The sequence below is a fragment of the Brevibacillus massiliensis genome (assembly GCF_000311785.1).
In the GTDB taxonomy this organism is placed as follows: domain Bacteria; phylum Bacillota; class Bacilli; order Brevibacillales; family Brevibacillaceae; genus Brevibacillus_C; species Brevibacillus_C massiliensis.
This window is the reverse complement of sequence record NZ_HE978536.1, coordinates 182197-205677: the sequence shown is the minus strand read 5'-3', so window position 1 is coordinate 205677 and position 23481 is coordinate 182197. Positions and strand designations below refer to the sequence as shown.

Genomic DNA, 23481 nt, shown 5'->3' with positions numbered 1-23481 from the left:
GATGGAATCACCTATCGCGATCGAAAACAGGCAGGGGCAGAAGATGATCGGCGTGCTGCATCTTCCTGACGCCTCTGCAGCAGGACCGGCTGTCGTCTTTGCCCACGGTTTTTTGGGGGTCAAGTCTGCCCCCCACCGGTTGTTCGTCAAGATGGCGAGAGCCTTGACCCGCCAGGGAATCGCCTGCCTGCGGTTTGACTACATTGGCTCGGGGGATTCCGAAGGGGATTTCTCCGAGGTGACGATCACCGGTGAAGTAAACGACCTGATCGATGCGATCTCGCATATGGCAGTGCTGAAAGAGTACCGCGTACAGGAGCTTGGGCTGATCGGATACAGCCTGGGGGGATGTGTTGCCTCCCTGGCTGCTCCCGCCGCGCCCATTCCCGTGACGGGTCTCGTTTTGTGGGCACCTGTCTCCGATCCCTTGGATAATTTTACGCATTTGTTGGGGGAAGAGCGGATTACCCGGGGACTTCGCGGCGAATTTGTTGAATTTCAAGGGGAAATCATCAGCTCGGCCTTCATCCGAGAACTTCCCTCCCTGCGCCCCGTAGACGGCATCAGCCGTTTTCCCGCCCCCGTTCTGGTCATTCACGGTGAAGACGACCGGGATGTTTTGTTTGCAAATGGCTTGTCCTATGGGCGGGCGTTTCGCCATCCGAAAAGCCGGCTGCTCCCGCATCCCGCCGCGGGCCACCTCTTTGACAGTTTTCACAGCGAGTCGCTTCTCATCCGGCAAACGCTTGATTGGTTGAGCGAAATTTTCAAAAGCAGATGAGGTGAGGACGTTTTGTATTTTACTGAAAATTTTAACAATTAAAAAGGAGTTGGTAGTTTATGAGGAAGAAAGTCGCGATTTTCGTTGCAGCCGCCCTTTCAACCGCGCTGGTGCTCGCAGGATGCGGGGGCACAGCCGACAACGCCGGCGGAGCTTCCCCGGCACCGCCCCCGCAAGCGAGTGAAAACAGCGAAAGCCCGTCCGCCGGCGGCGAAAAAATTCTCATTGCCACGCAAAGTCCGCTGTCCGGCCCGCAGGCGGCGCTTGGGGATGCCATCAAGTCCGGGGCGGAATTTGCCCTGAACCTGAAGAAAAAAGAGTTTCAGGAGCTGGGGTTTGATCTGCAGCTGTTTCCCCAGGACGATCAGGCCGATGCAAAACAAGGCGTGGCGAATGCGGAGCTGCTCGTCTCCAACCCGGATGTGCTGGGCGTCATCGGCCACTACAATTCGGGTGTCACGATCGCCGCTTCGGTCAAATACGATTCGGCCAATCTGGTGATGATTGCGCCAACTGCTTCCAGCGTGCAGCTGACGGAGGAGGGGAAAAAGGTCGTCCACCGCATCTGTGCGCGTGACGATTCGCAAGGGCCCAGCGGAGCCAGGTACGCCCAAAACCAACTGGGCGTAAAAACCGCCTTCCTCATTCACGACAAATCGGCTTACGGACAGGGGATCGCCGACGAGGTAAAGAAGGCATTCGGGGAACTGGGAGTAGAGGTGCTCGGTTACGAAGGCATCACCCAGGGCGAAAAGGACTACAGTGCGGTGATCAACCAGGTGGTCGCCAAAGGGCCCGATCTGCTCTACTTTGGCGGGATTTACCCGGAAGGCGGCATCCTGGTCAAGCAGGCCCGCGATAAAGGCTTTCAAGGCGTGTTTATGGGCGGCGACGGGATAGACTCGGGGGAGATGATCAAGATCGCCGGTCCGGCGGCGGAAGGGGTCGTCTTCACATCGGTAGCAGGCGACGTGACGCAGACGGAGGAGGGCAAAGAGTGGGTGGCGGAGTACGGAAAAGCGCTGGGCAAAAAGCCGGAGTCGATCTCTGTCTACGGCTTTGACGCGATGAACGTGCTGCTGAATGGTCTCAAGGAAGCGATCAAGGCAAATGGCGGGAAAAAGCCGACGCGGGAGCAGGTGTTGGAAGCCGTGCACCAGACGAAGGACTTCAAGGGCCAGTTTACCACCGTTACTTTTGACGAGAAGGGCGACAACAAGTATTCCGATGTTTTTATCTACAGATATGACAAGGACAAATCGGTCTTCGTCGGCAAAGCGGAATAAAAAGGGCGGTAAAAAAATTCCTCAATTCTGATAAAATAAGGAGCGAAGATAAAGTTGAAACCAGACCAAAGGATGAAGTACCGTGGTGATGGATATTGGAGCAAAGTTGAAGGAGATTCGGCAGGGGCAGCGGATGACCCTTTCCGAGCTGGCCAAAAAAACAGGCTTGTCCACCGGATATCTGAGCAATGTAGAGCGCAATATCAACAGTCCGACGATCGAGTCGCTCAGGAAGATCGTCGATGCCCTCTCTATTTCGTTCGTCGACCTGCTGCATGACGAAAAAGAAGAAGGCGTCGTCGTCAGGAAGGACGAGCGGGTTGCGATGATCAGGGCAAAGGACGACTCGATCCTCTATGAATTGCTCTCCCCGTCGCGGAACAAAGCGCTGGAAGCGATGCTGCTCACCCTGAAGCCGGGTGCGGCATCGGGCAAAAAATCGCACGCCCACTCTGGAGAGGAGATCGGTTACATCATTACCGGCAGGCTGCTCTACACCGTCGGCCAGACGACGTATACGCTGGAAGCAGGGGATGCGATCTACTACGACGCATCGCTTCCCCACCATTACAAGAACATTGGGGATACGGATTGCGTCAGCATCTGGGTAGTCACTCCTCCCTCATTTTAAGAAGGAGCCGCCGTGCAGCGGGTTTGCACGTTCCGGCTCCTTTTTCCTGTTTTTTGAAGATCAATTTTTTATGCGTGAAAAATAACGCCCATAAGCGAATAGATAATGACCGTCGAAAACAAGACCGTCATATGAAAGAGGGAGAAAACAAACATTGATCTTGCCCATTTCTCCGAATCCATCTTTTTATAACCGAAAATGCTTAAAAGAAGCCAGGAAACACTTAAAAGCAGGGCTACCAACATAAGGCCGAGGCTTAAAGTCCCAAAAAGAAAACTTATGGCAATTAAAACGATTAAATACATGTTCGTTTGTCTATATGTTCTTCTCACACCTTTGACTACCGGAAGCATAGGAACCTTTGCAGCCTTGTACTCGTCGTGCTTCCGAATCGCTATGGCATAGAAATGCGGCATTTGCCAAATGACTGTAATCACAAAAAGGCCAAGAATGACAGGATGTGTGATATCCGGATAAATAGCAGCCCATCCGATGAGAGGCGGCATTGCTCCAGAAATACTTCCAATCTCCGTATTGTAAATGGTTCTTCTCTTGCTCCACATCGTATAGGGGACAACATAAAAAAACAAACCTAGAAACCCCAGGAATGCTGCTAGAGGAGTTGTTAATGCAAGCGCTGCTATTCCGAAGACAGACGTGAAGATCCCAAGCCATAACACTGCTTTGGGCTTTATTTCTCCTGTCACGGTTGGTCTGTTTTTGGTTCTTTCCATGAGAGAATCTATATCTCGGTCATACAAGTTGTTGAAAGCTCCAGCTGCACCCATTACCAAAATCGAACCAATCAAGGCAAAGATGATTTCTGAAAGCTTCTCAACAAGGCTGATTTGATATGTATATAATGCCAATGTTAATCCCGCAAACATCGGAATAAGGTTTGATTTAATAATCCCTGTTTTAACCGTTTGCGACAAAATTTTTGACAAACTCTGCTTCTGGGCAGCAAGGTTTTCTTCCCTTCGCATTATTCCCCTCTTTCCTTAAATGATAATTTTCATACTGAATAGAATTTATATACTATTTGGTATGTTAATTCTATATGGTATGATTGTCAAGAGAGGGAGGAAGAAGCATGGTCAGACGAAGATTAACCCAAGAGGAGCGAAAAAGGGAAACACGGCAGTTGCTCTTGGAATCCGCTGCCAGGACCTTTGCCGAGTCAGGCTTTCACGGAGCTTCTGTTGATAAAATTGCTGAAAACGCTGGATTTAGCAAAGGGGCGGTTTATGCTCATTTTCACTCCAAAGAAGAGCTCTTTCTGGCCATATTGGAACAACAAATGCGGCTGCATGTGGAGCAAATCCATCAAATCATAGAGCAGCAGCATTCCCTTTCCCATTTTATCGAAACAATGGACGAATACTTCCTTTCTGTCAGGCAGGAAAATCAAACGTGGAGCATGCTTAACATGGAATTTCTTCTTTATGCGATGCGTGAAGAACCGGTTCGCCAAAAATGGTCTAACATGATAACAGAATCGGTAGAACAAATTTCCAAGGCCATTGAGAAATTGAGGTCGAAAGAGAATCATGAGTCAAACTTGACTGCAGATGAGATGGCATGGGCGATTCTTTCGTTAGAAAATGGTATGGCCATATTTTCTTATATTAGTGAAGACTGTGTGCCCCTTCATTTATATGGAAAAGCGCTGCAAAATCTGTTTCTGTCGCCATCTTAGGCTTCCGGTATGGAAGCTTATATTGCTGTCATTTTTTTGCTTTGTTATAATCGATCATAGTGCATTTTTTGCAAAGCTTATTGTCCACAGCGTGTGGGAGGGAATTGACATATGGATCGCCGAGAAAGACAAAAACACATTCGCAACTTCTCTATCATAGCCCACATCGACCATGGGAAGTCAACGTTGGCCGACCGGATCCTGGAGTTGACGGGGGCTCTCTCGTCACGCGAGATGGAGGCGCAATTTCTTGATTCGATGGATTTGGAGCGAGAGCGCGGGATTACGATCAAGTTGAATGCCGTGCGTTTGCAATACAAGGCAAAAGACGGGCAGGAGTACATCCTGCACCTGATCGACACACCGGGACACGTCGATTTTACCTATGAAGTCTCCCGAAGCCTGGCAGCCTGCGAGGGCGCGCTGCTGGTGGTCGACGCGGCGCAGGGGATCGAAGCGCAGACCCTGGCCAACGTCTACCTGGCGCTGGACAACAACCTGGAGATCATCCCGATCATCAATAAAATCGACCTGCCCAGTGCAGAGCCGGAACGCGTCAAGCAGGAAGTGGAAGACGTCATCGGCCTGGACGCCAGTGACGCCTGCCTGACCTCGGCCAAGGCCGGCATCGGCATCGAGGACGTACTGGAAGCGGTTGTGACGAAGATCCCTGCTCCAGAGGGCGATCCCGATGCCCCACTGCAGGCTTTGATCTTCGACTCTTACTTTGACCCTTACCGCGGCGTTATCGCTTCCGTGCGGATCGTCAACGGAACCATGCGCAAGGGCATGAAGATCAAGATGATGGCGACGAACAAGACATTCGAGGTCACTGAAGTAGGCACCTCGACTCCGCACCAGACGCCTGTGGAAGAATTGACGGTGGGAGATGTCGGCTACGTTGCCGCGTCGATCAAGACGGTCGGCGACACCCGCGTCGGCGATACGATTACCGATGCGAGCCGGCCGGCAGCCGAACCGCTGCCCGGTTACCGGAAGATCAACCCGATGGTCTTCTGCGGATTGTATCCGATCGACACGAGCGAGTACAACGATCTGCGCGAGGCGCTGGAAAAACTGCAGCTGAACGATGCCTCGCTGCAGTTCGAACCGGAGACGTCGCAAGCGCTCGGCTTTGGCTTCCGCTGCGGCTTCCTGGGACTTTTGCACATGGAGATCATCCAGGAGCGGATCGAACGGGAGTTCAACATCGACCTGATCACGACGGCGCCCAGTGTCATCTACCGCGTCACCCAGACGAACGGGGAGGTGCTGGAGATCGACAATCCGTCGAAGATGCCGCCCGTGCAGAAGATCGAGCAGATCGAAGAGCCATATGTGACGGCTACCGTGATGGTGCCCAAGGACTACGTAGGCGACGTCATGCAGCTCTGCCAGGGAAAGCGGGGAGAGTTCCTGGACATGCAGTACCTGGGCGAAAACCGCGTCCAGCTGAAGTACGACATCCCGCTGTCGGAGATCGTCTACGACTTTTTCGACCTGCTGAAATCAGGGACCAAGGGCTACGCTTCCTTTGACTACGAGATGGCGGGCTACAAGCCGTCGAAACTGGTGAAAATGGATATTCTGCTGAACGGCGAAGTTGTGGACGCCCTCTCCTTTATCGTGCACAAAGACAGCGCATACGGGCGCGGCAAGGTCATCTGCGAGAAATTGAAGGAACTGATTCCGCGCCAGCAGTTTGAAGTGCCCATCCAGGCGGCGATCGGCCATAAGATCGTGGCTCGCGAGACAATCAGCGCACTGCGCAAAAACGTGCTGGCCAAGTGTTACGGCGGGGATATCAGCCGGAAGCGCAAACTCCTCGAAAAGCAAAAAGAGGGGAAAAAGCGGATGAAAGCAGTCGGTTCGGTAGAAGTGCCGCAAGAAGCCTTCATGGCTGTCCTGCGGATGGACGACAAAAAATAGGATTGGTGCGACCTGGCGAACGAAACGGCGTCAGGTCTTTGTACGTCTGTTTTTGTTTAACGGAAAGGAGCGGAGTGCAATGCCCCCCAAGTCGGTTTACATTCACATCCCGTTTTGCACCAACAAGTGCTACTACTGCGACTTCAACTCCTTTGTGACCAACAATCCGCAGCTCATCTGGGACTACCTGGATGCCTTGCGGGCAGAGATGGAGCTGACATTTGCCCGGACGCCGGCGGAGGAGATCGAGACGATCTTCGTCGGCGGCGGTACGCCCACCTTCCTGGACCAAAGACAGATGCAAGCGTTTTTGGAGATCGTACAGGCACACCTGGGCGATCGGCTGGCCCCAGGCTACGAGTGGAGCATGGAAGCCAACCCCGGCACGACCGATTACGACAAGCTGTCCCTGATGCGCTCTTTTGGGGTAAATCGGCTCAGCTTCGGCGTCCAGTCGTTTGATGACCGTCTGCTCAAGCGGCTCGGCCGGATCCACGACGTCAGCGATGTCTATGCCAGCCTGGAAAACGCCGTGCGTGCCGGGTTTGACAACCTTTCCATCGACCTGATGTTCGGCCTGCCGGACCAGACCCTAGAGATGTTTCGCGAATCGCTGGGCAAGGCGCTGGAACTGCCCCTCTCCCATCTCTCCGTCTACAGTTTAAAGGTAGAGGAAAATACGTTGTTTCATACTTTATATCAAAAAGACCAGCTCCCCCTGCCGACAGAAGAGGTGGAACTGGAGATGTACCTCACCCTGATCGACACGATGGAGAAAAGCGGCCTGCACATGTACGAGATCAGCAATTTCGCCAGGCCGGGAAAAGAAAGCCGGCACAACAAAACCTACTGGCTCAATAACGACTACTACGGGCTCGGAGCGGGAGCACACGGGTATGTGGACGGCTGGCGGCACGTCAACGCCGGACCGTTGGCCATCTACACCAGGATGGCCCATGAGGGGCTGCCGCGCGTGGAGGGGTTTGCCGTGAGCGATAGCGAGGCGATGGAAGATCAGATGATTTTGGGCCTGCGGCTGCGCGAAGGTGTCGACAAGGCGCGTTTTGCCGCCCGGTTTGGACGGACGATTGAAGCCGAGTTCGGAAGCATCGTTGCAGAGGAATTGGCCAAAGGCATGCTGGAGGAGACGGCCAGCCATCTGCGGCTGAGCAAGCGTGCCCTGCCGCTCGGCAACGAGGTGTTCGCCCGCTTCCTGCGCGACTGACGGCACCCCGGAAGCGATACATTTCCCTGTTTGAAGAAGTTGACAAACACGCAATATGCTGATAATTTATATAGTATATTTAGCACTCGATCGCTTGGAGTGCTAACAAACCGGCCGCTCTATGTTGCTTGCCTGGATACGCTCATGGTTTGCCGTTGTTTTAGCGGCCGCATCCGAGAATTGTGTTTGTGAGCGTTGGAACGTTTTCATCAAAAGGGGGCGTAACAGCATGCTGTCTGAACGACAACGCTTGATTTTGAATGCGATTGTGGATAACTACATTAGCTCCGCCGAACCGGTTGGCTCCCGGACGATTTCAAAACGCGAAGATATCGGATTCAGTTCCGCCACAATCCGCAATGAAATGGCCGATCTGGAAGAATTGGGATATCTTGAGCAGCCCCATACCTCGGCGGGCCGGGTGCCTTCGACCAAGGGGTACCGTTTTTATGTTGATCACCTGGTAAAGCAGCAGATGCTGACCAGCGAAGAGATGGGCAAGCTGAAGCAGCTGTTTACGGACCAAATCAGCCACGTCGAACGCGTGATCGAAGAGACGGCGGCGATTCTTTCGCAGTTGACCAACTACACGGCGGTTGTGCTCGGGCCGGAGATATTCGAGCACCGCTTGAAACACGTACAGATCATTCCGCTGAGTGATGCCCAAGCAGTAGCGATCATCGTGACGAACACAGGGCACGTGGAAAATAAACTGATAGACCTGCCCCACGGAATATCCGCCTCGGAGATTGAGAAGCTGGTGAACATCCTCAACAGCAAGCTGATCGACGTGCCGCTTTGGCAGCTTCGCTGCCGCATGTACGAGGAAATCGCGCAAGAAATGCGGCGCAATGTGGAACAGTATGAGGAAATGCTGCACATCCTAGAAGGGACGTTCAAAAATGAACCGACCGATCGCGTTTTCCTCAGCGGCGCGACGAAGATCATGGCTCAGCCCGAGTTTCGGGACGTGGAAAAGGTGAAGGATATACTGGAGCTCTTGGAGCAAAACGATCAACTGATCCGATTGTTTGGCGAGGTTCACACTGGTACGCAGATCCGCATCGGCCAGGAGAATGTCGTTGATGCCGTCAAGCAGTGCACTATCATTACGACCCCCTACTACCTGGATGGGAAGCCCGTCGGCATGGTGGGGATACTCGGCCCGACACGGATGGAGTACGGAAAGGTGTTTACGGTTCTCGACCATCTGGCTGTAGGGTTGAGCAAAATCCTGACCAATCAGTTTGAAGGAAAGTAAAAAGCGGGCGCTTGTCCGCTTACATAGGAGGTAAGATCGTGGCTGAAAAAGAACCAACAGTAGAAGCCCAAGAGGAGCAGATTGCCGAAGAGAAGGCAGAAGCACAAGCGGATGAAGCAAACCAGGCCGCCGAAACCGCTGAAGAAGCGGCGGAACAAACAGATCTGGCCAGCGAGCTTCAGCGCTACAAGGCTCTGGCCGAAGAAACCCAAAATCGGCTGCTGCGGGCAATGGCCGATATGGACAATATGCGCCGCCGCATGCGCAAGGAACAAGAAGACCTGGCGAAATACGCTTCCATGAACCTGGTAGAGGCCATGCTGCCGACACTGGATAATTTCGAGCGTGCGCTTTCCGTTGATAAAGAATCGCTGACTGTGGATACCCTATTAGAGGGAGTAAACATGATCTACCGCCAGATGGTGCAACTGCTGGAGAAAGAAGGCCTGTCCCCGATTGAGTCGGTCGGCAAGCCATTCGATCTCAACGTTCACCAGGCCGTGATGCAGGTGGAAGACCCTGAATTCGAATCAGGTGTCGTCGTGGAAGAACTGCAGAAAGGCTATCTGTTCAAAGACAGGGTCATTCGTCCCGCGATGGTAAAGGTAAACGCGTAGACCCGCAGCCAGGCATGTGTGCCTGTTGCCTTGTCTTGGCTGCGGCCAGAATGAAGCTTGGCACGGGTCCTGGTTTTCCAAGAAACGGTTTGAACTTTTGAAGGAGGAAATGTAGATATGAGTCGCGTAATCGGCATTGACTTAGGAACAACCAACTCTTGTGTAGCTATCATGGAAGGCGGCGAACCTGTCGTCATTCCCAACCCGGAAGGCAACCGCACGACCCCGTCAGTCGTCGCTTTTAAAAATGGCGAGCGGATCGTCGGCGAGGCCGCAAAACGGCAAGCGATTACCAACCCTGACAACACCGTGATCTCGATCAAGCGATGGATGGGAACCAACCATAAAGTAACGCTGGAAGGCAAAGAGTACACGCCGCAAGAGATCTCCGCGATGATTCTGCAGAAGCTCAAATCCGACGCGGAAGCGTACCTCGGCCAACCGGTCACGCAGGCAGTCATCACCGTACCGGCCTACTTCAACGACAGCCAGCGACAGGCGACCAAGGACGCCGGGAAAATCGCCGGGCTGGAAGTGCTGCGGATCGTCAACGAACCGACTGCTGCCGCGCTCGCTTACGGGATCGAAAAGTCTGAGGACCACACCGTGCTCGTGTACGACCTCGGTGGCGGTACGTTCGACGTCTCCATCCTGGAGCTGTCGGAAGGCTTCTTTGAAGTAAAAGCCACTTCTGGTGACAACAAGCTGGGCGGCGACGACTTCGACCAGGCGATCATCGACTATCTGGTCAGCGAATTCAAGAAGGAACACGGTATCGACCTGTCCAAAGACCGCATGGCGATGCAGCGCTTGAAAGACGCAGCGGAGAAGGCGAAGAAAGACTTGTCCGGCGTGCTGACCACGACCATTTCGCTGCCGTTCATCACGGCCGATGCCAGCGGTCCGAAACACCTGGAGCTGAACCTGACCCGCGCCAAATTTGAAGAACTCACCGCACACTTGGTAGAGCGGACGATGGGTCCTACCCGTCAAGCCCTGCAAGACGCCGGCCTGTCGCCGAACCAAATCGACCGCGTGATTCTGGTGGGCGGCTCGACGCGCATCCCGGCCGTACAGGAAGCCATCAGGAAGTTTATCGGCAAGGAACCGCATAAAGGGGTCAACCCGGACGAAGTCGTGGCCCTGGGTGCAGCTGTTCAGGCCGGCGTGCTCACCGGTGATGTCAAAGACGTGGTACTGCTTGACGTTACCCCGCTTTCACTCGGGATTGAGACCCTGGGCGGCGTATTCACCAAGCTGATCGAACGCAATACGACCATCCCGACCAGCAAGTCGCAGGTCTTCTCCACAGCAGCCGACAACCAGACAGCGGTAGACATTCACGTTCTGCAAGGGGAAAGACAGATGGCGGCAGACAATAAAACGCTTGGCCGCTTCCAGTTGACCGATATTCCTCCGGCACCGCGCGGCATCCCGCAGATCGAGGTCACCTTTGACATCGATGCCAACGGGATTGTCAACGTGCGGGCGAAGGATCTCGGCACCGGCAAGGAACAGCGGATTACGATTACTTCCAATTCCGGACTGTCGGATGAAGAGATCGAGCGTATGGTAAAAGAAGCGGAACTCAACGCCGAAGCCGACAAGAAACGCAAGGAAGAGGCAGAGACTCGCAACGAAGCCGACCAACTCGTCTTCACTACTGAAAAGACGTTGAAAGAGCTGGAAGGCAAGGTCGACCAAGCGGAAATCGACAAGGCCAACGAGGCGAAGGAAAAAGTGAAGAAAGCGCTTGAGAGCGGCAGCATCGACGAAATCAAGAGCGCGAAAGAGGAACTCTCGCAGATCGTTCAGCAGCTTTCGGTGAAACTGTACGAACAGGCCGCACAAGCCGCACAAAACGCCGGCGGCGCGGATGCGGCAGGCGGCAGCGAACCGAAGAAAGACAATGTGGTCGACGCTGATTACGAAGTCGTAGACGACAAAAAATAAGCCGAATGCAGCAGGTAAAAAGTCAAAGTCAGGGTTTGCTTGACTTTGACTTTTTTCGCTGACGAATCCAATCATTGAAGCATCGCCATCGACGTGATATAGTTACTTTTGATTTGTTTCGATACGGGAGTGATTTTATCGATGAAGCGGGATTACTATGAGGTGCTAGGCCTGGGGAAAGATGCCGGCCCGGAGGAAATCAAGAAGGCCTACCGGAAGTTGGCCCGCCAGTACCACCCCGATGTCAATAAAGAACCGGATGCGGCGGAAAAGTTTAAAGAAGTAAAAGAAGCGTACGACGTATTGTCCGATCCGCAAAAGAAAGCAAATTACGACCGGTTTGGGCACCAGGATCCGGGCCAGGGCTTTGGTGGCGGCGGCTTTGGCGGATTCGACGCCTCCGATATGGGCGGATTCGGCGATATTTTTGATATGTTTTTCGGCGGCGGACGTCGCGCCAATCCGAATGCGCCGCGGAAAGGGGCCGACCTGCAGTTTGCGCTGAAGATCGACTTCAAAGAGGCGATCTTCGGCAAGGAAGCGGAGATCGAAATTCCCAAAGAGGACGAATGCGGCACCTGCCACGGTACAGGGGCGAAACCCGGAACGGGCGTGGAGACCTGTCAGACATGCAACGGCACGGGACAGCAGGAAGTGGTGGCGAACACGCCTTTCGGGCGGATCGTCAACCGTCGCGTCTGTCAGACCTGTGGGGGAAAAGGCAAAGTGGTGAAGGAAAAGTGCGCCCATTGCCGCGGTACGGGCCGCGTCAAGGTGCGGCGGAAAATCCACCTCAACATCCCTGCTGGCGTTGACGACGGCGCCCAACTGCGCGTAGCAGGAGAAGGCGAACCGGGGGTAAACGGCGGACCGCCCGGGGACTTGTACGTCGTGCTGCGGGTCAAACCCCATGAGTTCTTCGAGCGGGAAGGAAACGATATCTACTGCGAAATGCCGATCAATTTTGCCCAGGCGGCGCTGGGGGACGAGATTGAGGTGCCGACCGTGGACGGCAGGGTCAAGCTGAAGATTCCGGCTGGCACGCAGACGGAGACGTATTTTAGGCTGAGGGGCAAGGGCGTGCCGCATCTGCGCGGCAGCGGACGCGGCGACCAGCACGTGAAGGTGAGGGTCGTAACGCCGACCAAACTGTCCGAGAAGCAAAAGGAACTGCTGCGCGAGTTTGCCGACCTCGGCAGCGGTGTACCTCAGGAAGTGCCGCACAACGACGAGAGTTTTTTTGACAAAGTGAAGCGGGCCTTTCGCGGTGAGTGACTTCGTGTAAAGAGAGCCAAGGGGAGAGTGGGAGTTTTATGTTATGGTCCGAAATCTGCATCCATACGACTGCAGAGGCGGTCGAGGCAGTATCCAATATTTTGCACGAAGCAGGTGCCAACGGGGTTGTGATCGAAGACCCGGAAGTGTTGTTTCGCGACTGGGATACGCCGTACGGTGAGATCTACCAGCTCTCCCCGGACGATTTCCCGACAGAAGGGGTATACGTAAAAGGGTATTTGCCCGTCAACAGTTACCTTGGCGAGACGGTGGAAGAGATTAAAAACCAGCTCAACCAGCTGCTCTTGTACGGTCTCGATCTGGGAAAAGGAACGGTGACGCTGACGGAGATTCACGAAGACGAATGGGCCTCGGCCTGGAAAAAGTACTACAAGCCGATCAAAGTCTCCGAGCGGATCGCCATCACGCCGATCTGGGAGGAGTATTCCCCAGAAGGCGATGAACTGGTGATTGAGATGGACCCGGGGATGGCGTTTGGTACGGGCACACACCCTACCACCGTATTGTGCATTCGTTCGCTCGAGAAGTATCTGCAGACGGGAGACAGGGTGTACGATGTCGGCACAGGCACCGGTATCCTCAGTATTGCCGCGGCCAAATTGGGCGCATCCAGGGTGCTTGCCTTTGATTTGGACGAAGTGGCGGTCCGTTCGGCCCAGGAGAATGTAAAGATCAACAAGGTAGGCGGCATCGTCACCGTCAAACAGAACAATCTGCTCGACAACGTGTCTGAACCGGCGGAGCTGGTCGTCGCCAACATTTTGGCGGAAGTGATCATTCGCTGCACGGACGATGTAGCTGGTGTGCTCACCCCGAACGGCACGTTTATCGCTTCCGGGATTATCAGTGCGAGAGAGGCCGATGTCAAGCGGCAGCTTGAGCAGACAGGACTGGAAGTAATTGAAACGATTTACATGGACGACTGGGTAGCAATTATCGCAAAAAAAAGGTAGAATAGTGGGGTTACAACTCATGCAGCGTTACTTTGTCGAGCCTCATCAAATATCAGGCCACCTCGTGACGATTACGGGCGATGATGTCCACCATATCGTCAAAGTGATGCGAAGTCGTACAGGGCAGGAAATTGTGGTCAGTGATGGGCAGTCGCGCACAGCCAGGGCGCGGCTTTCTCAGTTGGATGCTGGCCGCAATCTGGTGCAGGCAGAGGTCGTCGAATGGCTCGACGAACAGCGCGAATTGCCGATTGACGTGACGATTGCGCAGGGGCTGCCAAAGGGCGACAAATGGGAGTGGATTCTACAGAAGGGGACGGAGCTTGGAGCGTCCGCCTTTTTCCCGTTTTCATCAGAACGGGCTGTCGCCAAGCTGGATGAGAAAAAGGAACCAAAAAAACGGGAGCGCTGGCAGAAGATCGTCAAGGAAGCGGCAGAGCAGTCACACCGGACGAGACTGCCTGTAGTACTGCCGGCGCGGTCTTTTCAGCAGACGATAGAGGAGATACCGCGCTATACGGCCTGTGCGATTGCCTATGAGCAGTCGAGCGGATTCGGTCTGCACGCTGTACTGGACAGCCTTGGGCCAGGGGATTCCCTGCTCGTGTTGATCGGTCCGGAGGGCGGCTTCTCGGCAGAGGAAGCGGCCCAGGCGACAGCGGCCGGTGCTGTGGCCGTCTCGCTTGGCCCGCGCATCCTGCGCACCGAAACGGCCAGTCAGTACGTGCTTGCGGCGGTTTCTTATCACTTTGAACAGACAAACGGCGAAAGGAGGGAGAGCAATGGCTAGCGTTGCTTTCTACACATTGGGTTGCAAGGTAAACAGTTATGAAACGGAAGCGATTTGGCAGTTGTTCCAGTCAAACGGCTACCAGCGTGTCGACTTTGAAGCGGATTCGGCCGACGTCTACGTGATCAACACCTGCACCGTGACCAACACGGGTGACAAGAAGAGCCGCCAAGTGATCCGGCGGGCGATACGCCACAATCCCGAGGCGATTATTGCCGTGACCGGCTGCTACGCACAGACATCCCCAAACGAAATCGCAGAAATTCCCGGTGTCGATATTATCGTTGGAACCCAGGGAAGGGAAAAATTGGTAGAATACGTGGAGCAAATCCGCCGGGAAAGACAGCCGATCAACGCGGTGGGCAACATCATGAAAGCGCGTGAATTTGAAGAGCTGGACGTGCCGTCGTTTACCGACCGGACGCGCGCTTCCCTGAAAATTCAAGAAGGCTGCAACAACTTCTGCACGTTCTGCATCATTCCATGGGCGCGCGGACTGATGCGTTCGCGCAAACCGGAGAGCGTCATCGAGCAGGCGGAAAAACTGGTCAAAGCCGGTTACCTGGAGATCGTCCTGACGGGGATTCACACCGGCGGGTACGGCGAGGATCTGGACAACTACAATCTGGCTAAGCTGCTCGTAGACCTGCACCAGGTAGAGGGACTGAAGCGAATTCGCATCAGTTCGATCGAGGCAAGTCAGATCACGGATGAAGTGATCGCCGTCATCGATGGTTCCGACAAGGTTTGCCGCCATCTGCACGTGCCGCTGCAAGCGGGTGACGACGAGGTGCTGAAACGGATGCGCCGCAAGTACACCACTGCCCAGTTCCGCGAGCGCATGGTAAAAGTGCGGGAGGCGCTCCCTGGAGTGGCGCTGACGACAGACGTGATCGTCGGCTTCCCGGGCGAGACGGACGAGCAGTTCCAAAATACCTACAACTTTATTAAAGAGGTCGGATTTTCCGAGCTGCACGTCTTCCCGTACTCGATGCGGACAGGAACTCCGGCGGCCCGGATGACCGATCAGATCCCGGACGAGATCAAAAAAGAGCGGGTCGATCGGCTGCTGGAGCTGAATACAGAGCTGACCGTCAACTACTCGAAGCAATTTGTCGGCGACGTGCTGGAGGTCATTCCGGAGCGGCCGTTTAAAGAGGACCCGGAAAGCGGCCTATTGATGGGGTACTCCGATAACTACTTGAACGTCGTCTTCCCGGGAACCCCCCACATGATCGGCAAAGTGTGCAAGGTGCGCCTCGATGAACCGGGGTCCGAGTACTGCCACGGAACGTTCGTCCGCGTTTTGGACGACGGCAAACTCCCATTGATCAAGGAAAAAGTGGTATGAAGGAAATCTCGGCTGGCGGAGTTGTCTACCGGAAACAAAACGGTCAGGTATCGCTGATGATGATCGAGGACCGATTCGGCAAATGGACCTTGGCGAAGGGAAAACAGGAACCTGGCGAGACGCTGGAAGAGACTGCCCTGCGTGAAATTACGGAGGAGACGGGAGTGCGGGGGCGGCTGGCCGGCCATCTGGAGACGGTCGTCTACCAGTACGTTCATCCCGTCAGCGGCACAAAAATCGACAAGGAAGTCCACTACTACCTTGTCGAAGCCGTTACCGATGCGCTTGCTGCCCAGGAAGAGGAGATCAGCGCTGTCTATTGGCTCGAGCCGGAGGAAGCGTGGCGGCGCCAACGGGAGCAAGGCTACGGCAACAACGACAGCGTAGTCCAATCGGCGCTGCGCCAGTTAGGAATCGAGGTGTCAGGGATGCTGCAACTGAACAAGTACATTGACCACACGCTGCTGAAGCCGGAGGCGACGGCGGAGATGATCGACCAGCTGTGTGCGGAAGCGAAAGAGTACGGCTTCGCATCCGTGTGTGTCAACCCGACATGGGTAAAACGGTCAGCGGAAAAACTGGCCGGGACAAATGTAAAGGTATGTACGGTCATCGGCTTTCCGCTCGGAGCGACTACACCCGAGGCAAAGGCGGCCGAGACCCGCGATGCCGTCGCCAACGGCGCTGCGGAAGTTGACATGGTGCTGAACATCGGGGCGCTCAAATCGGGCGACTACGAACTGGTAAAACGGGACGTGGCCGCGGTCGTCGAAGCGGCAGATGGCGCACTGGTGAAAGTCATCCTGGAAACCTGCCTGCTTGGCGATCAAGAGAAAGTGACCGCCTGCAAGCTCAGCGTGGAGGCAGGGGCCCATTACGTCAAGACGTCAACCGGTTTTTCCACCGGGGGGGCAACTGTGGAGGATATCGCTCTGATGCGCAAGACTGTCGGCCCTGACATCGGCGTAAAAGCTTCCGGAGGAATCCGTGACCGCGCTGCCGCACTGGCGATGATCGAAGCGGGCGCCACCCGCATCGGGACCAGTTCAGGCGTAGCGATCTGCAAAGGAGAAGCTTCATCCGGCAGCAGATACTGACTTATATCATGACGAGGACCTCGGCTGGTTTCAGGCCGGGTTCCTTGTCGTCTTCTGAATCAGAATCTCCCGAAAAATTGAAGACTCCCGCCACCTTCGCTTAGAGGTGGGAGATTCAAATGTTTTCCGTCTTATACGACAAGAATACATTTCGGATGCTTCAAACACCCATTATCCCTTGCCGATTGGATCAGCACAGGACTACCTTTTCCATTAAGGTACCTTCGCAAGATATTGAGGCTCCCGTTTCCATCTGCGTTGATCTTGAATCCTGCGTTGAACAAAAAAAGGCCGCGGTGAATGCGTCGCTTGGATGCATATGCTTTTTTCGAAATCTTCTCCTCATCCAGCGCAGAACAACCGCTGGTGTACGCTTCATTCTGCTTGACCACGGTGATCCCGAGGAGTTTGGCCGTGTAGGTGATGAGATCCACAAAACGGGCATGGGGAATCTGTATGTGATGTTTCAGCGCCAGATCCACGATCTTCCGGCTCGCTTGATGCAGGAAGTTCTGGACATAGCGATTCCGTTTTCCTTGCAGGGACCGAATCCGGTGTGTACGAACAAAGTCCTCACGCTTGCCGGTTTGTTTCATGGCGATGGAAGTGAGCCGCGCGATCTCTTTGTTATAATAGCTGTTTTTGGTCTTTAAAGGCCTTCCGTTGATCAAATAGGTGTCATCACCCTCCAGGAATGTGACGGCGGCCAGATTATTGACGCCAAGATCAATGGACATCAGGTTGGTAAAGGTCGCAGGAAGTTTCTTTTCTTCTTTTTGGTAGATCATCACCATCTCCCACGTCCGGATACGATTGCGCCATTGGAGTCGGATCTGCTGAAGAGCGCTTACGTCAATCGGCAGATTGCCAGGGTGGGTGACAATCGAAAAACAGTCAACCCGATGACGTTCCTGCATCTTCTTGGACAACGAGAGCTTGAGCACATTCTCCTGAACTCGGATGGCAAAATTGGTGAAAATGATTTCGTTCTTGCGGCGGGCACCATGCTTATATCCGGGAGGTTGAGGTGTCCCTCTGTATTTCTGCGGATTCTTCTTGAAGTCTTTGCTTGCGGCAAAGTAGCTCTTCCAATTTTGTTCCACCATCTTGAGACAATGCTGATAGGTATGAGAGTGGAGGTACTCCCGGTGCCAATTGGACTTTAGTTCCTTTTCCAACTTTACATAGGAACGAAACCCTACTTCTCGGCACAAGTGATTGGCGATGTTGTAGAGTTTGGTCGTGTGAAACGCCAAATCCTCCAGAATCGCAAGCTGCTGTGCCGACCAACGGGGAACCAACTTGTAGACCCGTTTCATTTCGATTCACCTCCTTCCCCTTATTTTACCACAGAAAGGGAATGTATGTTCTGAACAGTGGCCAAAAAGCAAAAAAATCGCATTCATCTCACCGCCTAGAGGTGGGAGTCTTCTGCGAAAATGAGATAAAATAGAAAAGGAGACATGTCGCATGCGCGGTTGGCTCGTCATACTGGGATTTTACGGATGTGGCACGGCACTGCACGAGTGGGCTCGTGTGCCTCTGCCCGGAAGCTTGATCGGCATGCTGCTGCTAACGGTTGCACTCGGGACAGGCTGGATTCGGTTGGAACTGGTGGAAGGCGCCAGTTCTTTCTTGTTGAAACACATGCTGCTGTTTTTTATCCCCATCGTCGTCGGTGTGGTGCCGCAGCTGGAAACCGTCATGCAAAAACCCTTGCCGATCGTGATAGCGCTCGTCAGCGGACCGGTGCTCGTGATGCTCACGGCAGGGGGAGTCGTACAGCGGCTGCAAAAGAAAAAGCAAAGCGAATCAATGAAGAGAAGGTGTGCGTAACATGCTTGGCGCGATGGCGATCTGTTTAACGATCTTTATGTATATTTGCGCCCGCCCGCTGTCTGAGCGGCTGTTTCGGATCCAGCCAATCCTTATCGCCGCTGCCGGTGTCGGGCTGATCTGGTGGCTGTTTAGTGGCGACTGGCAGAGCTATGCGAAAGGGGGCAGTTACATCAGCTTTTGGCTGGGTCCGGCTACCGTGGCGCTGGCGGTGCCGCTCGCCAAACAACTGCGTCAACTGGCCCGAGTCTGGCGGGCGGTAGCCGCCGGAGTCGCCGCCGGAAGCGCAGCATCCATGCTCAGCGCCTGGATGCTGATGAAGCTGCTTGACGGGGGCGAGACGCTTACCCGCAGCATCCTGTCAAAGTCGGTCACGACTCCGATTTCTGTGGAGCTCACCGCCGGCATCGGGGGCAATCCTTCGCTTGCCGGGCTGTTTACGGCATTGACCGGGATTGTTGGGATCAGCATCGCCCGCCCGCTGTTGAAGGGGGCAGGCATAACCGACGACTGGGCTTTGGGCATCGCGATCGGCACCAGCTCTCATGCGATTGGCACGGCGGGACTTCTGCGCCATTCCCAGGAACAGGCGGCGGCTTCCTCCCTGGCGATGATTTTATCCGGGATCATCACCTCTGTCTACTTTATCCCGCTGCAGTATCTGTGAGCGTGCCTCAGGCTCGTCTGGACCGATCGGGAATCAGCCACTCGATCCCCGCCGCAATCCGGGAGGCGAACGGCAGGGCGGCAAGCGAGCAGACCAGGTTGAAGATGGTCTGGGAATGGGCGATCTGCATGGCCGGATCCGCTGTCAACATTCCCGATACATAGGCAAGACTAGAGAGGAAGGGAAGGAACGCCAGCGCGCCGGCGAGATTGAACAGGGTGTGACACCAGGCTACCTGTTTGGAAGCAGTGTTGGTGCCGATGCTGGCCACCAGCGCGGTGGCGCAAGTGCCGATATTGGCCCCCAGCACGATCGCCAGCGCCGTTTCCATCGACAGGATCTGATGGGTCATCAGCCCCATCGTAATCGCTGTCGTAGCCGATCCGCTGTGAATGAGTGCGGTAAAGATCATCCCGGTAACGAGCCCGATCAAGATCGAATGGCGGCTTTCCAGAAACAGCACGCGAAAGGTTTCCGACTGTTCCAATGGTTTTGCCATGATTTTCATCGTGTCAATCCCCATAAAAATGAGTCCAAAACCGGCTATGATCAACCCGGTGCAGCGCAGCACAGGCTTTGGCTGCAGCCAAAGAGCGACGCCAATCAACAGCATCGGGACGGCAAAATCCCCCAGTGACAAGGCGATCAGCTGGGTTGTGACCGTCGCTCCGACATTGGTGCCCAAAATGATCCCGACCGTCTGGGCAAAGCCGATGATCCTGGCCTGAGTCATGCCGATCGTCAGGACCGTGACGGCACCTGAGCTCTGCAGGACAAAGGTGGAGAACAGGCCGGAGAAAAAGCTGTGTATCGGCGTTTTGGTAAACCGCTGCATCACTTTCTCCATTTTTTCTCCGGCCAAGCGATGAAAACCGACGCGCATCGCATACAGACCAAGCAAGAAGTAACCAAGCCCAAGCACAAACGGAATAAGAATCGTGGAAGCAATGAACATGTTCACCCCCCTTATTTCCGTCAGATACTACTACGCTATGCCTGTACCAAGACAAGCATGACACAGACAACGAGGAGGCAAGACAGCCCAATGGCAACCGTCTATTTGCAAAAACAGCGAAAGAAGCGATTGGAAGCAGGGCACCCCTGGATTTATCAATCAGAGGTGCTGGAAATAAAAGGGGAGTATCAACCAGGTGACATCGTGGAAGTCGTCAACCATCAGGGACACTTTTTGGCAAAAGGCTACATCAATCCCCGCTCGCAAATGATCGTCCGAGTCCTGACTTACAATCCTGACGAGGAAATCGATTTGCCGTTCTTTGTCCGCCGAATGAAACGGGCGGGAGAGTACCGCCGGCGTTTTGTGGACAATCCGCAGGCCTGCCGGTTGATCTACGGCGAGGCCGACTTCCTGCCGGGCTTGATCGTCGATCGGTACAACGACATTCTCGTGGCGCAGATCCTTTCGCTCGGGATGGAGTGCCGGCGAGACCTGATCAAGCAGGCTTTGATCGAAGTGTTTGCGCCGAAAGGCATCTACCTTCGCAACGACGTCCCGGTACGGGAGCTGGAAGGACTTGCCCAGACCAAGGAAGTGCTGTACGGGGAGTGTCCGGAGGAAGTGACGATCGTAGAGAACGGGCTGACGTACGTGGTAGATATCGTAAACGGACAAAAGACCGGATTTTTTTACGATCAGCGGGAAAACCGGGCAGCGATCGCCCCGTTGATGCGGGGCTGGGGCGAGGCCCACGGCATTACCCTGCAGCAGGTGGAGACAGATGACGGCCCGGCGGTAAAACCGGTAGACAGGCGCGGCAGGATCGTGAAGAACCCCTTCTGGGACGGCGCCGAGGTGCTGGAGTGCTTTACCCATACCGGATCCTTCACGCTAAACGCCTGCAAACACGGGGCAAAAAAGGTGACGGCGCTGGATATCTCCGAACATGCGATTGCCACCGCCAAGCGGAATATTACGCTGAACGGGTTTTTACACCGCGTCGAGTTCGTCGTAGCCAACGCCTTTGACTATTTGCGGGAGAGTGCGGAGGCCGGCAAGCAGTGGGATGTGGTCATCCTCGACCCTCCGGCTTTTGCCAAGTCGCGCTCTGCCGTGAAAGGGGCGTGCCGGGGCTACAAAGACATCAACCTGCACGGGATGAAACTGGTCAGGGAGGGCGGCTTTCTCGTGACGGCGTCCTGCTCCTACCACATGTCGCCCGAGCTGTTTTTGGAGACCATCCAATCGGCTGCCTTCGATGCCAAAAAGATCCTGAGGCTGGTGGAGTGGCGCGGCGCCGGCAATGATCATCCGGAAATAAGCGGCGCAGAGGAGGGGCACTACCTGAAGTTTGCTATTTTTGAGGTGAGAGACAGAAGATAGAGGCACTTCCCGGCCAAGCTTGGGCATAATACCAGAGAGCTTGTTCGGCATCAGGAGGTGCGGCTGTTGCATTCGATTGACGAGTCACAGAAACCTGCCGGATTGGATTCAAAACCGCAAAAGATTCCGGACAAAGAGACGGAAGCGGCAGAGGAACTGGCCCCGCTCAGTGCAAACGCGGGGACGGCTGTGAAAGCGAGCGAGGCTCCCAAGTCGAGTGCCTCAGGAAGAGGGAGAGGGACGATCAACTTCGCTCTCCCGATCTGGAAGTCGATGCTCGTCTTTCTGATCCCGCTGATGCTGAGCAACACCCTGCAGTCGATCGGCGGGACGGTCAGTTCGGTGCTGCTGGGACGAGCTGTCGGGGAAGGGGCGCTGGCCTCGGCGAGCGCGGTCTTTCCCGTGACGTTTTTTCTCGTTTCTTTTGTCATTGGGCTCGGCAGCGCCAGTTCGGTCTTGATCGGACAGGCATACAGCAGCGGACAGGCGGAACGGATGAAGGCGACGGTCGGCACCTCCCTCACCTTTACGCTTTTGCTTGGACTGCTTGCAGCCGCTGTCGGCAACCTGTTTTGCCGCGAACTGCTGCTGCTGATCGGAACGCCTCCTGCGATCATCGACAGTTCCATCGGCTACGCCCGGATCATCTTTACAGGGCTGCCGATCATGTTTATTTACACCAATTACACCACGTTTTTGCGCGGGACCGGGGATTCGAAGACGCCGTTTTACTTCCTCGTGATCAGCACTGCGCTGACCATCGCGCTTAGCCTGGTATTCGTTCTGGGATGGCTCGGGCTGCCCAGCCTCGGTTTGAATGGAGCGGCCCTGGCCACTGTGCTGGCGACGCTGGTGACCTTTCTTGCACTGATCGGCTACCTTTGGTGGATACGGCATCCCCTGGCGCTGGACCGGGAGACCGTGAAAAAGCTTCGTCTCGATCGGCAAATTGTTTCCCTGCTGATCAAGATCGGACTGCCTACCAGCGTCCAGATGATCTTCGTCTCGATGGCCGAAATCGCTGTCATCGTCTTCGTCAACGCGTACGGCGCCCACGCAACCGCCGCTTACGGCGCGGTCAATCAAATCGTCAACTACGTCCAGATGCCGGCGATGAGCCTGGGGATCGCTGCAGGCATTTTCGGCGCGCAGCTGATCGGAGCGGGGAAGCAGGACCGCCTGGATGAGCTGATCAAAGGCGCGGTGGTCCTCAATTACGTAATCGGTGTGATCCTGATCGGCATCGTCTACTTATTTAATGAACACGTGCTTTCCTGGTTTTTGACGGAACCGTCGACAGCCGCTATGGCAAAGACCCTGCTGAACATTACGCTGTGGGCCTATCTGCTTTTCGGCAACAGCATGATCATCTCGGGCATGATGCGCTCGAGCGGAACCGTCCTGTGGCCGATGCTGATCACCATTTTTTCCATCTGGGGAGTAGAGGTGCCCGCTGCCTACCTGCTTTCCCGGCAAATCGGCATCGAGGGAATCTGGCTCGCTTATCCGATTTCATTCAGCTTCTCTTTGCTGGCGCAGTATGTATATTACAGGCTCTTTTGGAAAAACAAGGATCACGGTCGACTGTTCGATCCGCCGCCAAAGACGTCGTAGTCACACGCGGCAGCCCCTGCTCAGCCGGGGCTGTTCGACTTCTTGGCAGGATATAGGCCGCAGCTGAGGAGCAATCGTGAATCACTGGTTGAAAATACATACAGGTACGGCTATTATGATTCTGATAATTCAAAATATAAGACGTGGAGTGGTG

The 23481-nt window shown here is 54.8% G+C and carries 21 protein-coding genes and 1 pseudogene; 19 read left to right on the top strand and 3 right to left on the bottom strand.

Annotated features, from left to right (window positions below):
• Position 1: 1 nt before the first annotated feature.
• From HGBM_RS04865 to HGBM_RS04855, 3 genes are all read left to right on the top strand, one after another.
• Positions 2-781, top strand: coding sequence for an alpha/beta hydrolase family protein (locus HGBM_RS04865; RefSeq protein WP_019119965.1), 780 nt, complete (start codon positions 2-4; stop codon positions 779-781).
• A 59-nt stretch (positions 782-840) separates the two neighbouring features.
• Entirely contained in the window at positions 841-2067 is a 1227-nt protein-coding gene (locus HGBM_RS04860; RefSeq protein WP_019119964.1) for a branched-chain amino acid ABC transporter substrate-binding protein, read from the top strand.
• Between the two features lie 88 nt (positions 2068-2155).
• A complete protein-coding gene (locus HGBM_RS04855; RefSeq protein WP_026074214.1) occupies positions 2156-2698 on the top strand; it encodes a cupin domain-containing protein in 543 nt (180 codons plus the stop codon).
• 68 nt (positions 2699-2766) lie between these two features.
• On the opposite strand, the gene cyoE is transcribed toward HGBM_RS04855, so the two are convergent.
• A complete protein-coding gene (gene cyoE, locus HGBM_RS04850; RefSeq protein ID WP_019119962.1) occupies positions 2767-3684 on the bottom strand; it encodes a heme o synthase in 918 nt (305 codons plus the stop codon).
• Positions 3685-3791: 107 nt separating this feature from the next.
• On the opposite strand from cyoE, the gene HGBM_RS04845 reads away from it, so the two are divergent.
• The 12 genes and pseudogenes from HGBM_RS04845 (at position 3792) to deoC (ending at position 16869) form a co-directional block, all read left to right on the top strand.
• Positions 3792-4397 carry a TetR/AcrR family transcriptional regulator gene (locus HGBM_RS04845; RefSeq protein WP_019119961.1) on the top strand — a complete coding sequence of 202 codons (606 nt, stop codon included), beginning with the start codon at positions 3792-3794 and terminating at the stop codon, positions 4395-4397.
• A 111-nt stretch (positions 4398-4508) separates the two neighbouring features.
• The gene (gene lepA / locus HGBM_RS04840; RefSeq protein ID WP_019119960.1) at positions 4509-6326 is read left to right on the top strand and encodes a translation elongation factor 4; all 1818 of its coding nucleotides are present in this window, start codon (positions 4509-4511) and stop codon (positions 6324-6326) included.
• A 79-nt stretch (positions 6327-6405) separates the two neighbouring features.
• Positions 6406-7551: a radical SAM family heme chaperone HemW gene (hemW, locus tag HGBM_RS04835; protein ID WP_019119959.1), complete on the top strand. Its 1146-nt coding sequence runs from the start codon at positions 6406-6408 to the stop codon at positions 7549-7551.
• A gap of 229 nt (positions 7552-7780) precedes the next feature.
• Positions 7781-8812, top strand: coding sequence for a heat-inducible transcriptional repressor HrcA (gene hrcA / locus HGBM_RS04830; RefSeq protein ID WP_019119958.1), 1032 nt, complete (start codon positions 7781-7783; stop codon positions 8810-8812).
• 38 nt (positions 8813-8850) lie between these two features.
• The gene (gene grpE, locus HGBM_RS04825) at positions 8851-9429 is read left to right on the top strand and encodes a nucleotide exchange factor GrpE (RefSeq protein WP_019119957.1); all 579 of its coding nucleotides are present in this window, start codon (positions 8851-8853) and stop codon (positions 9427-9429) included.
• A 117-nt stretch (positions 9430-9546) separates the two neighbouring features.
• Positions 9547-11382 carry a molecular chaperone DnaK gene (gene dnaK, locus HGBM_RS04820; protein WP_019119956.1) on the top strand — a complete coding sequence of 612 codons (1836 nt, stop codon included), beginning with the start codon at positions 9547-9549 and terminating at the stop codon, positions 11380-11382.
• A 141-nt stretch (positions 11383-11523) separates the two neighbouring features.
• On the top strand, positions 11524-12657 hold the full coding sequence (dnaJ, locus tag HGBM_RS04815) for a molecular chaperone DnaJ (protein WP_019119955.1): 1134 nt from the start codon (positions 11524-11526) through the stop codon (positions 12655-12657).
• Between the two features lie 38 nt (positions 12658-12695).
• On the top strand, positions 12696-13631 hold the full coding sequence (prmA, locus tag HGBM_RS04810) for a 50S ribosomal protein L11 methyltransferase (RefSeq protein ID WP_019119954.1): 936 nt from the start codon (positions 12696-12698) through the stop codon (positions 13629-13631).
• Positions 13632-13650: 19 nt separating this feature from the next.
• On the top strand, positions 13651-14421 hold the full coding sequence (locus HGBM_RS04805; protein ID WP_019119953.1) for a 16S rRNA (uracil(1498)-N(3))-methyltransferase: 771 nt from the start codon (positions 13651-13653) through the stop codon (positions 14419-14421).
• Positions 14414-15772: a tRNA (N(6)-L-threonylcarbamoyladenosine(37)-C(2))-methylthiotransferase MtaB gene (mtaB, locus tag HGBM_RS04800; RefSeq protein WP_019119952.1), complete on the top strand. Its 1359-nt coding sequence runs from the start codon at positions 14414-14416 to the stop codon at positions 15770-15772. Before HGBM_RS04805 ends, mtaB begins: the two co-directional genes overlap by 8 nt.
• Positions 15769-16119 (top strand): annotated as a pseudogene (locus tag HGBM_RS31555) (NUDIX hydrolase); the annotation flags it as partial. The gene mtaB and the pseudogene HGBM_RS31555, both read left to right, overlap by 4 nt.
• Before the next feature lie 81 nt (positions 16120-16200).
• On the top strand, positions 16201-16869 hold the full coding sequence (gene deoC / locus HGBM_RS31550; protein WP_245552892.1) for a deoxyribose-phosphate aldolase: 669 nt from the start codon (positions 16201-16203) through the stop codon (positions 16867-16869).
• Between the two features lie 131 nt (positions 16870-17000).
• Here deoC and HGBM_RS04790 read toward each other — a convergent pair whose 3' ends face one another.
• Positions 17001-18188, bottom strand: a complete 1188-nt coding sequence (locus tag HGBM_RS04790; RefSeq protein WP_019119950.1) for an RNA-guided endonuclease InsQ/TnpB family protein — start codon at positions 18186-18188, stop codon at positions 17001-17003.
• 151 nt (positions 18189-18339) lie between these two features.
• On the opposite strand from HGBM_RS04790, the gene HGBM_RS04785 reads away from it, so the two are divergent.
• Together HGBM_RS04785 and HGBM_RS04780 are read left to right on the top strand one after the other, a co-directional pair.
• Positions 18340-18705, top strand: a complete 366-nt coding sequence (locus HGBM_RS04785) for a CidA/LrgA family protein (RefSeq protein ID WP_019119949.1) — start codon at positions 18340-18342, stop codon at positions 18703-18705.
• A gap of 1 nt (position 18706) precedes the next feature.
• On the top strand, positions 18707-19372 hold the full coding sequence (locus HGBM_RS04780; protein WP_019119948.1) for an LrgB family protein: 666 nt from the start codon (positions 18707-18709) through the stop codon (positions 19370-19372).
• A 7-nt stretch (positions 19373-19379) separates the two neighbouring features.
• On the opposite strand, the gene HGBM_RS04775 is transcribed toward HGBM_RS04780, so the two are convergent.
• Positions 19380-20327, bottom strand: coding sequence for a Na/Pi cotransporter family protein (locus HGBM_RS04775; RefSeq protein WP_019119947.1), 948 nt, complete (start codon positions 20325-20327; stop codon positions 19380-19382).
• Between the two features lie 90 nt (positions 20328-20417).
• Between HGBM_RS04775 and HGBM_RS04770 the strand changes: the two genes are divergently transcribed.
• Together HGBM_RS04770 and HGBM_RS04765 are read left to right on the top strand one after the other, a co-directional pair.
• Positions 20418-21713 carry a class I SAM-dependent rRNA methyltransferase gene (locus HGBM_RS04770; RefSeq protein WP_019119946.1) on the top strand — a complete coding sequence of 432 codons (1296 nt, stop codon included), beginning with the start codon at positions 20418-20420 and terminating at the stop codon, positions 21711-21713.
• Between the two features lie 273 nt (positions 21714-21986).
• The gene (locus tag HGBM_RS04765; RefSeq protein WP_051029616.1) at positions 21987-23327 is read left to right on the top strand and encodes an MATE family efflux transporter; all 1341 of its coding nucleotides are present in this window, start codon (positions 21987-21989) and stop codon (positions 23325-23327) included.
• Positions 23328-23481: the final 154 nt, after the last annotated feature.